Source organism: Duganella sp. OV510 (assembly GCF_900100205.1).
Classification (GTDB): Bacteria; Pseudomonadota; Gammaproteobacteria; order Burkholderiales; family Burkholderiaceae_D; genus Rugamonas.
The window spans coordinates 255,098-269,320 of the sequence record NZ_FNEQ01000011.1 but is presented as its reverse complement, the minus strand read 5'-3'; the positions used below and the strand labels follow the sequence as shown (position 1 = coordinate 269,320).

Here is a 14,223-nt window from a genome sequence, read left to right as displayed (position 1 = left end):
GCGAATGCTGCGGTCTTGATGGCGGCGATGTCAGCGGTTTCCAGCGCAGCAACTGCGTCGGTGCTCAGGGCAGCAACTTGCGCGCTGCTCAGGGCGTTCGCTTCAGCGGTGGTCAGTGCCACCACCAGATCGGTGGTCAGCGCTTTGATCTGGTTGGTCGACAAGCCGGCGACAGCAGCCGTTTTCAGGGCAGCGAAGTCTTGGGTTTGCAGCGCAGCGATGGCATTGGTGCTCAGCGCAACAACTTGCTGGGTGGTCAGCGCGGCAGCCTGGCTGGTGGTCAGGGCGACGATCGCGTCGGTGCTCAGGCCGGCGACTGCAGCGGTGGTCAGCGCAATGATCTGGGTGGTCGACAGCGCGGCCACTTGATCCGACGTCAGTGCGGCCAGTTGCGACGATTTCAGTGCAGCGATGCCAGCAGTGCTGATACCGCCGATATCGCGGGTTTCGATCGCGCCGATGCCGTTGCTCGAAATCGCGCCGATTTGCGCGGTGCTCAGTGCCGCCAGTTGCGACGACGTCAGGGCAACCACTTGATCAGTGGTCAGGCCGTTGGCGATCGCGTTGGTGCTCAGCACACTCAGTTGTGCGGTAGCCAGGCCGTTGACCTGTTCGGTGGTCAGCGCAGCGACTTGCGCCGAGTTCAGCGCCGCGAACGAAGAAGTTTTGATGGCGGCGATGTCGGCGGTTTGCAGGGCGGCGACTGCGTCAGTGCTCAGGGCAGCAACTTGGGCGCTGCTCAGGGCGTTCGCTTCAGCGGTGGTCAGGGCCACCACCAGGTCGGTGGTCAGGGCTTTGATCTGGTTGGTCGACAGGCCGGCGACTGCAGCAGTTTTCAGTGCGGCAAAGTCTTCGGTTTGCAGCGCGGCAATCGCGTTGGTCGACAGCGCGGCAACTTGCTGGGTGGTCAGCGCGGCAGCCTGGCTGGTGGTCAGTGCCACCACCGAGTCGGTGCTCAGGCCGGAGACTGCTGCGGTGGTCAGGGCGACGATCTGGTTGGTCGACAGTGCGGAGACTTGATCCGAGGTCAGCGCAGCCAGCTGGGCCGATTTCAGGGCAGCGATGCCGGCGGTGCTGATGCCGGCGATGTCGCGGGTTTCGATCGCGCCGATGCCGTTGCTCGAAATCGCACCGATTTGTGCGGTGCTCAGTGCGGCCAGTTGCGACGAGGTCAGGGCAACCACCTGGTCGGTGGTCAGGCCGTTGGCGATGGCGTTGGTGCTCAGGACAGCCAGTTGTGCGGTAGCCAGGGTGTTGACCTGCTCGGTGGTCAGCGCAGCAACTTGTGCCGAGTTCAGGGCAGCAAACGACGAGGTTTTGATCGAAGCGATGTCGGCGGTTTGCAAGGCGGCGACTGCATCGGTGCTCAGGGCGGCAACTTGCGCGCTGCTCAGGGCGTTCGCTTCAGCGGTGGTCAGGGCCACCACCAGGTCGGTAGTCAGGGCTTTGATCTGGTTGGTCGACAGACCAGCAATCGCAGCGGTTTTCAGTGCGGCGAAGTCTTCGGTTTGCAGCGCGGCAATCGCGTTGGTCGACAGCGCAGCAACTTGCTGGGTGGTCAGCGCGGCAGCCTGGTTGGTGGTCAGTGCCACCACCGAGTCGGTGCTCAGGCCGGAGACTGCTGCGGTGGTCAGGGCGACGATCTGGTTGGTCGACAGTGCGGAGACTTGATCCGAGGTCAGCGCAGCCAGCTGGGCCGATTTCAGGGCAGCGATGCCGGCGGTGCTGATGCCGGCGATGTCGCGGGTTTCGATCGCGCCGATGCCGTTGCTCGAAATCGCACCGATTTGTGCGGTGCTCAGTGCGGCCAGTTGCGACGAGGTCAGGGCAACCACCTGGTCGGTGGTCAGGCCGTTGGCGATGGCGCTGGTGCTCAGGGCAGCCAGTTGTGCGGTGGCCAGGGTGTTGACCTGCTCGGTGGTCAGCGCAGCAACTTGTGCCGAGTTCAGGGCTGCGAACGACGAGGTTTTGATCGAAGCAATGTCAGCGGTTTCCAGCGCAGCGACAGAGTCGGTGCTCAGGGCGGCAACTTGCGCGCTGCTCAGGGCATTCGCTTCAGCGGTGGTCAGTGCCACCACCAGGTCAGTGGTCAGGGCTTTGATCTGGTTGGTCGACAGGCCAGCGATGGCTGCCGTTTTCAGGGCAGCAAAGTCCTGGGTTTGCAGCGCCACGATGGCGTTGGTCGACAGCGCAGCAACTTGCTGGGTGGTCAACGCGGCAGCCTGGCTGGTGGTCAGCGCAACGATCGCATCGGTGCTCAGGCCCGACACAGCAGCGGTGGTCAGCGCAACAATCTGGTTGGTGGTCAGCGCGGCCACTTGATCGGAGGTCAGCGCGGCCAGTTGGGCCGATTTCAGGGCAGCGATGCCAGCGGTGCTGATGCCGACGATGTCGCGGGTTTCGATGGCGCCGATGTTGTTGCTCGACAGCGCGCCCACTTGCGCGGTGGTCAGCGCAGCAACCTGGGTCGAGGTCAGCGCGACAACCTGGTCGGTGCTCAGGCCGTTGGCAATGTTGGCGGTGCTCAGCGCAACCAGGCTGGCGGTGCTCAGGCCATTGATCTGGCCGGAGGTCAGCGCAGCGACCTGGGTGCTGTTCAGGCCAGCGATCGACGAGGTTTTCAGCGCGTTCAGGTCAGAGGTTTCCAGCGCAACGATCTGGTCGGTAGTGAAGGCATTGACTTGCGCGGTGGTCAGCGCGTTGGCCGAGGCGGTGGTCAGCGCGACAACCTGGTCGGTGGACAGGGCTTTGATCTGGCTGCTGTTCAGGGCAGCGATAGCAGCGGTTTTCAGGGCGGCAAAGTCAGCGGTATCCAGGGCGGCGATGGCATTGGTGGTCATCGCGGCAACTTGCTGCGTATTCAGCGCGCCAGCCTGGCTGGAGGTCAGCGCGACGATCTGGTCGGTCGCCAGTGCTTTGATCTGGGCGGTGCTCAGACCGACGATCGCGGTGACGCTCAGCGCGGCGACATCTTCAGTACCGAACGAAGGCAGATTGGCAGTGCTGAAACCGACCACTTGAGACGAGGTCAGGACCGACGCCTGCAGCGTGGTCAGCGCGCCGACCTGATCCGACGATAGCGTTGCGAAGTCCGCAGAATTGAGCACAGCAATCTGCTGCGTCGTTAGCGCAGCGATCTGGTCAGTCGTGAAGTTTGCTGGGATGCTCATTTGTATTTCTCCTGAAATGGGACGCTGCTATCGATGTTCTGTACGAAATACGCGGAGACGACGGCCCTGTATCCGTCGTCTCCGAGTATTTTTCTATGGCTGGATTGCCGTTTTAATTAAAACCCTGCTGCTTACATGCTTATCGTCAACAAACTGAGCGACTTTAGTAAACCGGAAGAAGCTTTCTTGCTTGTTCTCAACTAAATAAAGTTGCTTTTAATGCATCCGCCATCTCGCCGCCGAGGCTGAAAATGGGGACCTGTTTCATTACAAGGCGACCAAAACAAATCTTCCACTAAGTAAACTTTAATCGTGGAATGGTGATTTTTTGCGCGCCAAAAAGTGGTCTAAGTGCCTGAATTTATTTAATATTTCTGCAATGAATCCATGCTATTTGGCAACAAAAATCCGCAGCATGGCCGTCCAGTATATCTCAGGTAATTTCCGAAAAGAACTTATTTGCAACGCTGTCTCATGCTTGCAACCTGCTTTTAAGACATGCTTGCAGGCATGGAACGTGTCACCAGATTCAGATTGCGAAAAAGAAATTTTTGCTGATGCACTGACACTTTGCATCGCCCGTGTGACAGCCTGATGACGCGGCGGAGTTTCAGCGGCGGCGGCGCCACGCCAGCAGCGCGGTGGTCAGCGCCAGCAACGCCAGGGCGACCATGTTGACGACGATGATGGATTGAGAGAATTGCAACACCAGGCCGACGCTGACGCCAGCCTTGACGCTCCATCCCGGCCCGCCGTCCAGCGGCGTGTAGCTGACCAGTTGCAGCGCGTAATACAGGGCCGCGCCCCACAGGCCGGCCGGATGGCGGCGCAGGCACAGCACGGCGGCGATGAAGCCCAGCATCGCGGCGCCAAACACACGGCTGGCCTCGCCTTCGGCCAGCCGTTCGCCCAGCAGCCCGAGCGCGACCGCCAGCGCCAGACCGCTATTTAATAACAGGACCCTGGCGGCCCATGTATCCACTGACTGCATCATGATTTATCCAAAGCGCGCGAGGTAATCGCTGGGCGCCACGCCCAGCTGCGCGGCAAACGCGCGCCGCAGATTGTACTCGCTGCCGAAGCCGCTCTGGTGGGCGGCGCGCTTGACTGTCATGCCGGGCCGCTCCAGCAGCGCGCAAGCCGTTTCCATGCGTAGCCTTAATAACAACTGTGCCGGCGAAAGGCCTGCTTCCTGCTGCAGCCGGCGGTGTAGCGTGCGCACCGACATGGCCAGCGCAGCCGCCATCTGCTCGACATCGAGCTGCTGTTGCAGGCGTGGACGCAGCCAGGCACACAGCTGGCCATGCAAGCCCTGCGGATCGGCTTGTGCCAGCAATTCCGAGCTGAACTGGCGCTGGCCGCCGGGACGCTTGTGGAACACCACCAGCCGCTTGGCGACCGCCAGCCCGATGGTGCGGCCCAAGTCGGCCTCCACCAGCGCCAGGGCCAGGTCGATGCCGGCGGCAATACCGGCCGAGGTATAGACCGCGCCATCGCGTATATATATAGCGTCTTCCTGGACGCTGATGGCTGGGTACTGGGCTTGCAGGGCGGCGGCGTCCTGCCAGTGGGTGACGGCGCGGCGGCCGTCCAGCAGGCCGGCGCGCGCCAGCACGAAAGCGCCGGTGCACACCGCGCAGCAGCGCGCCGTCCCGGTGGCGGCCTGGCCAACCCAGTCGACCAAGGCAGGCGCCAGCGCCGGGCTGGCGCCATTTTCCAGGCCACGGCCGCCAGCGACGATCAGGGTGGCGACGGCCAAGGTGAGGGGATCGGGCAGCGGCAGGGTTTGCAACGCCACGCCGGCCGTCGAGCTGACCAGGCCGCCGTCAGGAGAAATCATGTTGATCCGATAAGGCTCGGGCAGGCCTGCATCGCGCGCCTCGTCATTGGCGGTCGAAAACACCTGGGCGGGGCCGGTGGCGTCCAGCAGCACGAAGCCGGGGAAGACCAACAGCCAGAGATCGATGGCTTGCATATGGCAGATATTCAACGATGCATGTCGTTTGTGTCAACCGGCGGCGTGGCACGATAACGTCATCATTCAAGGAGGCTGACATGACGCGCATCGTAGGTATTTATGTATTCGACAATGTTGAAGTGCTGGACTTCGCCGGGCCGTATGAAGTTTTCACATGTGCGTCGCGGGTGGCGGGTGGCGTTGCGCCATTCGCGGTTCGCACGATCGCCGCCACGCGCGCACCGGTGCGCGCCCGCGCCGGACTGGAAGTCCACCCGGAAGCATCGTTTGCCGACATCGGCCCGGTCGACGTGCTGATTGTGCCGGGCGGCGTGGTGACGGCCGAACTGGCGCGCCCTGAGGTGATGGACTGGATGGCCAACATGGCGCGCGAGTGTGAACTGGTCGCCTCGGTCTGCACCGGCGCCCTGCTGCTGGCCGAGGCCGGCCTGCTGGACGGGCTGGAAGCGACCACGCACTGGGAAGACCTGGAAGCGCTACGCGCCGGTTGGCCGCAAGTCCAGGTGCGGCCCGACCGCCGCTGGATCGACAATGGCAGGATTGTCACATCAGCCGGCATCTCGGCCGGCATCGACATGTCCTTGCACCTGGTCGCACGTCTGGCCAGCCGCCCCCTCGCCGAACGCACCGCCCGCCAGATGGACTACGACTGGCGCAACTAGCGACTCCGGGGTCAGTGCTGCCAAACGTACACGAGCTCATGTACATTTGGCAGAACTGACCCCGGTTTGGGGTTAGAGCTTTTTCAGCTGCTCGCGGGCATAGGCGGCGCTGGGGTGGTTGGGGGCCAGCTCGATAAAGCTGGCGTAGGCTTTGCGCGCCTTGTCGGCGTCGGCCAGCTTCATGCGGGCGTCGCCCAGGTTCAGGTAGGCGATCGCGCGCGAGGCGTCGATCTGCACGGTATTCTCAAACCAGCGTGCCGCTTCGGCGTACTTTTCCTGCTTGTAGTAGACGAAGCCAAGATTGTTGGCCGCCAGCCCGAAATCGGGACGGTACTTCAACGCTTCGGTGAACGCCGCTTCGGCCTGCGCGTATTGCTTCTCTTTGTAGAGCTGCAAGCCCTTGTCGTTGGCGCGCTGCGCCAGCTGGCGCGCCGAGGCGTCGACCGGCTTCGGCGCGGCGATCTTTTGTTCGCCGCCCTGCAGGTTTTTGATGACCACGGCGTTGCCTTCGGCTTGCTGGCTGCGGCCGCTGTCGAGCTTGCTGTTGAGGGCGATAGCGTCGGCCGGCAACTGCGCCGACTGCGCGCTGAGGAACTCCGCCTCCACCGGCAACTGGAATACGAACTCGCCGCCCTCCGATCCCGGCAGGCTGCCGAATGCCGGCGTCTGCTGCGAAACACTGGACACCGCCGGCGCCACATACGCAGCCAGCTCGGTGGCGGTAATCAGGCCGTCGCCATTGAGGTCGGCCTTGCCGTTCAGCGCTTGCAGCAAGGTCCAGGTGAACACCGAGTGCCCACCCGGCCCGCCATCAGCCACCATCTGGTCGGCGCCGCCGGCGGTCAGCATCTGCCGGCCGATGCGGCGCGCGTTATCACGCAGGAAGGCATTGCTGCCGCCGCCGCGCGTCAGGCCCAGGCCGCTGTAGCAAGCGTCCATGACGAAGAACACGTGCTTGGCGTTGAGGCTTTCGGCAATGTTTTGCAAATCGGTCATCGGGATGGCGTCGACACTGACCTGCTGCGGATCGGAGTCCGCCGGAATGATGTAGCCCAGGTTGCGACCGGACGACAGCTGGCGCGTGGCGCCATGCCCGGCAAAGAACACAAAGATGCGGTCATCCTTCTTCAGCCTGGCCTCGGCCAGCTTGTCGTGGAACACCGCCAGGATGTTGTTACGGGTCGCCTCGCCATTGGTCAGCGTGAACACGCGCTCGTTATCGAAGCCGAACTTGCCGACCAGCGTTTCGCGGATCGCCTTGGCGTCCTGCACCGCGTATTGCAGCTTCGGCCACTTCTGGTAATCGTTGATGCCGATCACCACCGCGTAGCTGTTGGCGTAGCCGGTGCTGACAGCGATCTTTTCCGGCTCCGGCTGCGGCGCGCCCTTGGCAACCTTGAAATCCTGGCCATCCCAGCCGGCGAAGCTGTAGCCATCGGCGATCAGCTTGTCCAGCACCATCGGCAGCGCCTTGACGCTGCGGTCGTGGATGTCGTGGAACAGGATGATGCCGCGCTGCTCTTTATTCAGCGTGGTCAGCACGCGGTTGGCGATCGAGCTTGGCACCGGATCGGCCCAGTCCATCGAGTCCACATTCCACATCACCGAACGCAAGCCCAGCCTGGACAGCACTGCCATGCCCTCGGCATTGCGCGCGCCGTACGGGAAGCGGAACAGCGGCGAGCGGCGCTCGTCGGCCGCCTTCAGCGCGTTGTCGGCGTTGGCGATTTCGCCATACAGCTTGTCGCCAGTCTGCTTCGACAGCAGCGCGTGGCTGTAGCTGTGGTTGCCGACCGTGTGGCCGGCATCGATCAGGCGCTTGCTCTCGCCCTTGTAGCGGCTGACGTTCTGGCCGACCTCAAAGAACACGCCCGGCACATTGTATTGCTTGAGGATGGCGGCGATTTCTTCGGTATAGCTGCCATGCGGACCGTCATCGAAGGTCAGCACCACGGTTTTCGGCGGCAGCGCGTTGCCGAAGATTTCTTTGGCCGGCGCGGCGGCGGCCGGCGGCTCCGGATACGGCAGGATGACGCCGTAATCTTTCATGATCTGCTCGCGGCTATACAGCTTGCGCAGATGGGCGACGTAGTCTTCCCATTTTTCGCGCTTGGGCGTGATGGCGCGCGCTTCAAAGCGCGAGAAGATGTCGCTGATCTCCTTGTCGTACTGCTTCTCGATGTCCTCCAGCGCCGCCAGGTCTTCGCTGACGCGCTTGTGCAGCTTGATGGCGGGCAGCGTCTGGTCCGCAGCCGCCAGCTTTTGCAGCGCCAGCAACACTTCGCGGAAAGCCAGGCGGTCAGCGTCGTACAAATCCGGCGCCGATTCGATATACGACAGCAGCGCATCATCGGCCGCGTCGCGCTGGGCCGGTGGCAGCGCCTGCGCCTGCACCAGCAGCGGCTGCAGATGCGCCAGCCGCTCCAGGTTCTCATGGAACAGCGACTGGCCGACCTGGTTGGCGGCCTTGCGCTCGCTGTCGTTCAGCGTCTTCTCATCGGCCAGCAGCACGATGATCTTGCGGTAGTTGGCCAGCAGCGCCTGCAACTCAGGCAGCAAGGCCGGCACGGCGGCGGTGTTGGTCGCCACCGGCGCGGACTCTGGCTTACCGCGCAGCGCTACATAAGCGCCGCCGGCGGCCAGCGCGGCCACCACGGCCGCAATCATCAACTTGGATTTCATCAGCAATTCTTTGAGGCAACGAAACCCGCATTTTATGACAGATTTGCTAACGCCGGGTCAGACGATAGAGCAAAGGCAGCACCAGCAGCGTCAGCGCGGTGGACGACAGGATGCCGCCGATGACCACCGTGGCCAGCGGACGCTGTACCTCGGCGCCGGTGCCGGTGGCGATGGCCATCGGGATGAAGCCCAGCGACGCCACCAGTGCCGTCATCAGCACCGGCCGCAGGCGCGACAAGGCGCCTTCGCGTATCGCCTGCTCGACGCTACGCCCTTCCTCGCGCAGCTTGCGGATGGCGGTAATCAGCACCAGCCCATTCAGCACGGCGACGCCGGACAGCGCGATAAAGCCCACCGCCGCCGATATCGACAGCGGTATGCCGCGCATCGCCAGAGCAGCCAGCCCGCCGGTCAGCGCGAACGGAATGCCGCTGAACACCAGCAGTCCGTCCTTCAAATTGCCGAACATGGCAAACAGCAGCAGCATCACCAGCGCCAGTGCCGCCGGCACCACGATCTGCAAGCGCTGCGTGGCCGATTGCAGCTGCTCGAACTGGCCGCCCCACGCAGTCCAGTAGCCGGCCGGGATGTTCACCTCTTGCAGCCGCCGTTCCGCCTCGTCGACAAACGAACCAATATCGCGCCCGCGCACATTGGCGCTGATGACCACGCGCCGCTTGCCGTTCTCGCGGCTGATCTGGTTCGGTCCCGGCGCCACATTGAAGGTCGCCACTTCGCCCAGCGGGATGAAATGCGTAGCGGCGCTATTGCTGCCGGCCGGGAACGGCAAGGGCAGCGGCAAGCGCCGCATCGCTTCCAGGTCGCCGCGCAGCGCTTCCGGCAGCCGCACCACGATGTCGAAGCGGCGGTCGCCCTCGAACATGGTTCCCGCTTCCTTGCCGCCCACCGCCGTCGCCACCACCTCCTGCACGTCGATGACGTTGAGGCCATAGCGTGCGGTTTTGGCGCGGTCGATATCGACGGTCAGCACCGGCAGGCCGCTGGTCTGCTCGACTTTCACTTCCTGGGCGCCATCCACCTTGGCCAGCATGGCGGCGATGCGCGCGGCGGTGGCGTTGAGCACCGCGTCATCATCGCCAAACAGCTTGACGGCGACGTCGCTGCGCACGCCCGATATCAGCTCATTGAAGCGCAGCTGGATCGGCTGCGAGAACTCGTAGGCGTTGCCGGGCAGTTGTTCCACCGTTTGCTGTATCCCCGCCAGCAGTTGCGCGCGCGTCTTCTTCGGCTTGGGCCATTGCGACTCCGGCTTGAGCATGATGTAGCCGTCCGAGATATTCGGCGGCATCGGATCGGAGGCGATTTCCGCCGTGCCGGTGCGCGCGAACACGCGTTCGATCTCGGGGAACTTGCGCATCAGCGTCAGTTCGATCTGCTTCTGCATTTCCACCGATTGCGTCAGGCTGGTTCCGGGAATGCGCAAGGCTTGCATGGCGATGTCGCCCTCGTTCAGCGATGGTACGAACTCGCTGCCCATACGCGTCGCCAGCAGCAGCGACAGCGCCACCGTGATGCCGGCAAAGCTCAGCACCACCGGCGTATTGGCCAGCGCGCGTTCCAGCAGCGCGCCATACCAGCCATTGATGCGGTGCGTCTCCTTCTCTACCACGTTGTCGCCGATGAATAGCGCCACAGCGGCGGGAATGAAGGTGATCGACAATATCATCGCACCGGCCAGCGCCATCACCACCGTTAGCGCCATCGGATGGAACATGCGGCCTTCCACACCAGTCAGCGCGAAGATCGGCAGGTAGACCACCATGATGATGAGTTGACCAAACAGCAGCGGCCTGCGCGACTCTTTCGCGGCAGCGAATACTTCCTCGAATTTTTCAGCGCGTGTCAGTGGCCGGCCCAGCGTCGCCTGTGCGTGCGCCAGGCGACGCACGCAGCTTTCGACGATGACCACCGCACCATCGACGATGATGCCGAAGTCCAGTGCGCCCAACGACAGCAGATTGGCGCTGACCTTGTATGCCACCATGCCGCTGAAGGTGAACAGCATCGACAGCGGTATCACCATCGCGGTAATCAGCGCCGCGCGCAGGTTGCCGAGGAAGATGAACAGCACCGCAATCACCAGCACCGCACCTTCCAGCAGATTTTTCTTGACCGTGCTAATCGCCTTGTCCACCAGCACCGTGCGGTCATACACCGTGATCGCCACCACGCCTGGCGGCAGGCTGCGGTTGATGACGGCCATCTGCTTGTCCACCGCCTGCGACACGGCGCGGCTGTTCTGCCCGATCAGCATGAAGACGGTGCCCAGCACCACTTCACGGCCATTCTCGGTGGCGGCGCCGGTGCGCAGCTCGCGGCCGATATCGACATCGGCGACGTCGCGCACGCGTACCGGCACGCCGTCGGCGGTACGCAGTACGACGTTGCGGATATCTTCCAGCGAGCGCACCTGTCCCGGCGCACGCACCAGCAGCTGCTCGCCGCGCTTTTCGATGTATCCGGCGCCGGCGTTGCCGTTGTTGCGGTCCAGCGCCGTCACCACGTCTTGCAGCGTCAGGCCATAGGAGGCCAGGCGTTGCGGTTGCGGCGCCACCTGATACTCCTTGGCGTAGCCGCCGATGGAGTTGATCTCTGTGACGCCAGGTACATTGCGCAGCTGCGGCTTGACGATCCAGTCCTGGATCTCTCGCAAGTCGGTCGGCGTGTAGGGCGTGCCGTCGGCTTTTTTGGCATCCGGCCTGGCTTCCACGGTCCACAGGTAGATTTCGCCAAGGCCGGTGGAGATTGGCCCCATGGACGGCGTCACGCCCGCCGGCAACTGGTTGCGCGCCTCTTGCAGACGCTCGCTGACCATCTGTCGCGCAAAGTAGATGTCGGTGCCGTCCTTGAACACCACCGTGATCTGCGACAGGCCGTAACGTGACAACGAGCGCGTTTGCTCCAGCTTCGGCAGGCCGGCCAGCACGGTCTCCAACGGATAGGTGACGCGCTGTTCGGTCTCCAGCGGCGAATAGCCGGGCGCCGATGTGTTGATCTGCACCTGCACGTTGGTGATGTCCGGCACGGCGTCGATCGGCAGCTTGTTGTAGCTGTAGATGCCCAGGGCCGCCATCGCGGCGACCATCAGCAGGACCAGCCAGCGCTGGTTGATGGCATAGCGGATGATACGTTCAAACATGGCTGTCTCCCGTATCAATGCGCATGCTCGGCACTACCCTTGCCCAGCTCTGCCTTCAGCACGAAGCTGTTGGCGGCGGCGTAGGTGGCGCCGGCCGGCAGGCCTTGCAGGATTTCGGTCAGCTTGCCATCGCTGCGGCCCAGCGTGACTGGCTGCACAGCGAAGCCCGTGGCGTTGCGCACGAACACGGCGGACTGGCCGTCGACCGTTTGCACCGCGTCGGCTGCCACGGTAACAGCGGCGGCGCTCAGACCCGATTGCACGTCGACGTTGACGAACAGGCCGGGACGCCAGGCGCGCTCGGGATTCGCCAATGCCACGCGGGCGTTGGCGGTGCGGGTCTGTTCCCCCAGCAGCGAGCCGACATAAGTAATCTTGCCCCTGGTCTGCGCTGCAAATGCCGAGGCGCGCACGATCACGGTTTCGCCGACGCGCACGCGGTTCAGGTCTTGCGGCGGCACGGCGAAGTCGGCCAGCACGGTGGACAGGTCGGAAATGGTGAAGACGTTGGCGTCTTCCTTGATTGCTTCGCCAAGCGCCAGGTGCTTTTCCATCACCACGCCGTCGAACGGCGCGCGCAGTTCCAGCTGGTTCAGTTGCGTGCCGGCTGCGGCGCCGGTACCTAGTACGCTGAGTTTCTGCCGGGCGTTTTGCACGGCGATTTCGGCTTCGTTCATCGTCTGTTTCGCTTGCAGGTAATCCTGTTCGGCAGAGATTTTGTCTTGCCACAGTTTGCGTTCGCGCTCCAGCGTGGTGCTGGCTAGCGCCAGCCTTCTCTGCGCCGACAGCAGTTCGCTACGCTGTTCGGACAGCGCGCTGCTGGCCAGCACCGCCAACAGTTGCCCACGCTTGACGGTTTCGCCCAGCTCCGCGTGTACAGCCACCACCACGCCGGCCAGCTTGGGCACGACGTGGGCGGTGCGGTCCTCATTAAAGCGGATTTCGCCCGGCAGCGTAAGAATGGTGCTGATGTCCGCCGGCCCAGCCTTCGCCAGCGTAATGCCGGCAGCTTTGACCTGCGCCTCGCTCAACACGATGGCTTCCAGCACCGCTGCACGTGCGCTGCTTCCCGAACCAGGATGTCCAACGCCGGCATCGGCCACGTTCGCGCTACCGCCCTCGCCGGCCGCTCCGGGGGCTTTGCTGCCAGCGGCCTGTCCGGCGCTGCTCTCGGCGGCGCGGGCGGCTCTGGACTCGGCGGCTTGCCCGGTGCTGGCATCGGCGGTGTGGCCGGTGCCGTCGCCGTGCGTGTGGCCGTCCTCGCTATGGCCGTCGCTGCGCGGCTTGAGGATCAATGCTGCCAGCAGCAGCGCGATGATCGCCATGACGGCGATGGTGATTTTCTGCTGCTTATTCATGTTCTGCTCCGAGTATGCGGGAGATGGCGGCCTGCGCGCGGTGCGCATCGGCCAGCGTTGTGAGGTAGTGCGACTGTGCCTGCAACAAGGTCCGCTGCGCATCCAGCACATCCAGGAAGCCGAACTTGCCGTATTCGAAGCCGGTGCTGGCCGCCTCGTAGGCGCTTTGCGCGCCCGGCAGAATCTCGCTTTGCAACGCCATCGCCTGCGCCCGCGCCGACGCATACTCTTCGCGCGCGGCCACCAGATCCGCCTCCAGACGCGATGCCGCCGCCGTCAGCCCATCGCGCGCCTTGTCGACCTGCCGTGCCGTCGCCAGCACAGCGCCCTGGTTGCGGTCAAACAGCGGCAGCGGCACCGAAACGCCAAACACTGCCTGCGTGCGTCCCAGCTCCTCCGAGCGCTTGCTGCCGATATTCAGCGCTACATCCGGCGTCCGGCGTGACAACTCCACCTTCGCCAGCGCTTGCCGATGCTCCAGCTCCGCGCGCGCCACCTGCATGGCCGGCGCCTGCGCCAGCAAGGCACGCTGCTCCGCCAGCGGGGCGAGCTCCGGCAAAGCGGCAATCTCGCCCGCCACCGCATCAAAGCGCGGCGACGGATTGCCCCACAACGACGCCAGCTTCGCACGCGCCGTCACCAGCGAACTATGCGCACGGATTAACTCCAGCTTCACCGTGGAAGCCGCCACCTGCGCCCGTGTCTCCTCGACCGGCGACACTTTGCCCGCCACCACGCGCCGCCCGGTCGCCGTGGCCGCCCGCAGCGCCAGCTCGGATGCCTGCTGCGCAAGCCGCAACTGCTCCTGCGCCGCCAGCACCGCAAACCACGCAGCCGCAGTTTCCGCGCGCACCTCGGCGCGACGCTGCGCCAGCAGGGCCGCCACACCCTCACGACCGCGCTGCGCCGCCTGCACGCGCGCCGCGCGCTTGCCGCCCAGCTCCAGCGGCTGACTCAATTGAATCGTGGTCTCGCGCGTATCGCGCCGCGTATCGACGCGCTCCAGCGACAGCGAAGGATTGGGCAGTAAGCCAGCCTGCTGCACCACGCCATCCTCCGCCAACAAGTCATGCCGCGCTGCCGCCAGCTCGGGATGGGAACGATCCGCCAGCGCCAGCGCTGCGGGCAGCGTCAATGGTACGGACGGCTCAACAACGGCCAGCGCGCACGCAGGCCAGGCCGCTAACCATAGCGGCAAGAATAATTTGTACAT

General features: G+C 64.1%; 8 protein-coding genes. 1 reads left to right on the top strand and 7 read right to left on the bottom strand.

Annotation, left to right across the window (positions count from 1 at the left end):
- The 3 genes from BLS51_RS25565 to BLS51_RS25555 form a co-directional block, all read right to left on the bottom strand.
- Positions 1–3,170 (bottom strand): beta strand repeat-containing protein (locus BLS51_RS25565; protein WP_373994427.1); only part of this gene is annotated, 3,170 nt, incomplete at its 3' end.
- A gap of 610 nt (positions 3,171–3,780) precedes the next feature.
- A complete protein-coding gene (locus BLS51_RS25560; RefSeq protein WP_090190414.1) occupies positions 3,781–4,164 on the bottom strand; it encodes a hypothetical protein in 384 nt (127 codons plus the stop codon).
- A 3-nt stretch (positions 4,165–4,167) separates the two neighbouring features.
- Entirely contained in the window at positions 4,168–5,145 is a 978-nt protein-coding gene (locus BLS51_RS25555) for a GlxA family transcriptional regulator (RefSeq protein WP_090190416.1), read from the bottom strand.
- An 80-nt stretch (positions 5,146–5,225) separates the two neighbouring features.
- Here BLS51_RS25555 and BLS51_RS25550 point away from each other — a divergent pair, with 80 nt between their 5' ends.
- Positions 5,226–5,810 carry a DJ-1/PfpI family protein gene (locus tag BLS51_RS25550; RefSeq protein WP_090190419.1) on the top strand — a complete coding sequence of 195 codons (585 nt, stop codon included), beginning with the start codon at positions 5,226–5,228 and terminating at the stop codon, positions 5,808–5,810.
- A 72-nt stretch (positions 5,811–5,882) separates the two neighbouring features.
- Here BLS51_RS25550 and BLS51_RS25545 read toward each other — a convergent pair whose 3' ends face one another.
- Genes BLS51_RS25545 through BLS51_RS25530 form a run of 4 tightly spaced genes read right to left on the bottom strand, consistent with a single transcriptional unit; the run spans position 5,883 to position 14,223 of the window.
- Positions 5,883–8,492 (bottom strand): polysaccharide deacetylase family protein, encoded by a 2,610-nt coding sequence (locus tag BLS51_RS25545; protein ID WP_090190421.1) that lies wholly within the window; start codon positions 8,490–8,492, stop codon positions 5,883–5,885.
- A 46-nt stretch (positions 8,493–8,538) separates the two neighbouring features.
- Positions 8,539–11,652: a CusA/CzcA family heavy metal efflux RND transporter gene (locus BLS51_RS25540; protein ID WP_090190423.1), complete on the bottom strand. Its 3,114-nt coding sequence runs from the start codon at positions 11,650–11,652 to the stop codon at positions 8,539–8,541.
- A 14-nt stretch (positions 11,653–11,666) separates the two neighbouring features.
- On the bottom strand, positions 11,667–13,010 hold the full coding sequence (locus tag BLS51_RS25535) for an efflux RND transporter periplasmic adaptor subunit (protein WP_090190425.1): 1,344 nt from the start codon (positions 13,008–13,010) through the stop codon (positions 11,667–11,669).
- Positions 13,003–14,223 (bottom strand): TolC family protein, encoded by a 1,221-nt coding sequence (locus BLS51_RS25530; protein ID WP_090190428.1) that lies wholly within the window; start codon positions 14,221–14,223, stop codon positions 13,003–13,005. The genes BLS51_RS25535 and BLS51_RS25530 overlap by 8 nt, the downstream gene beginning before the upstream one ends.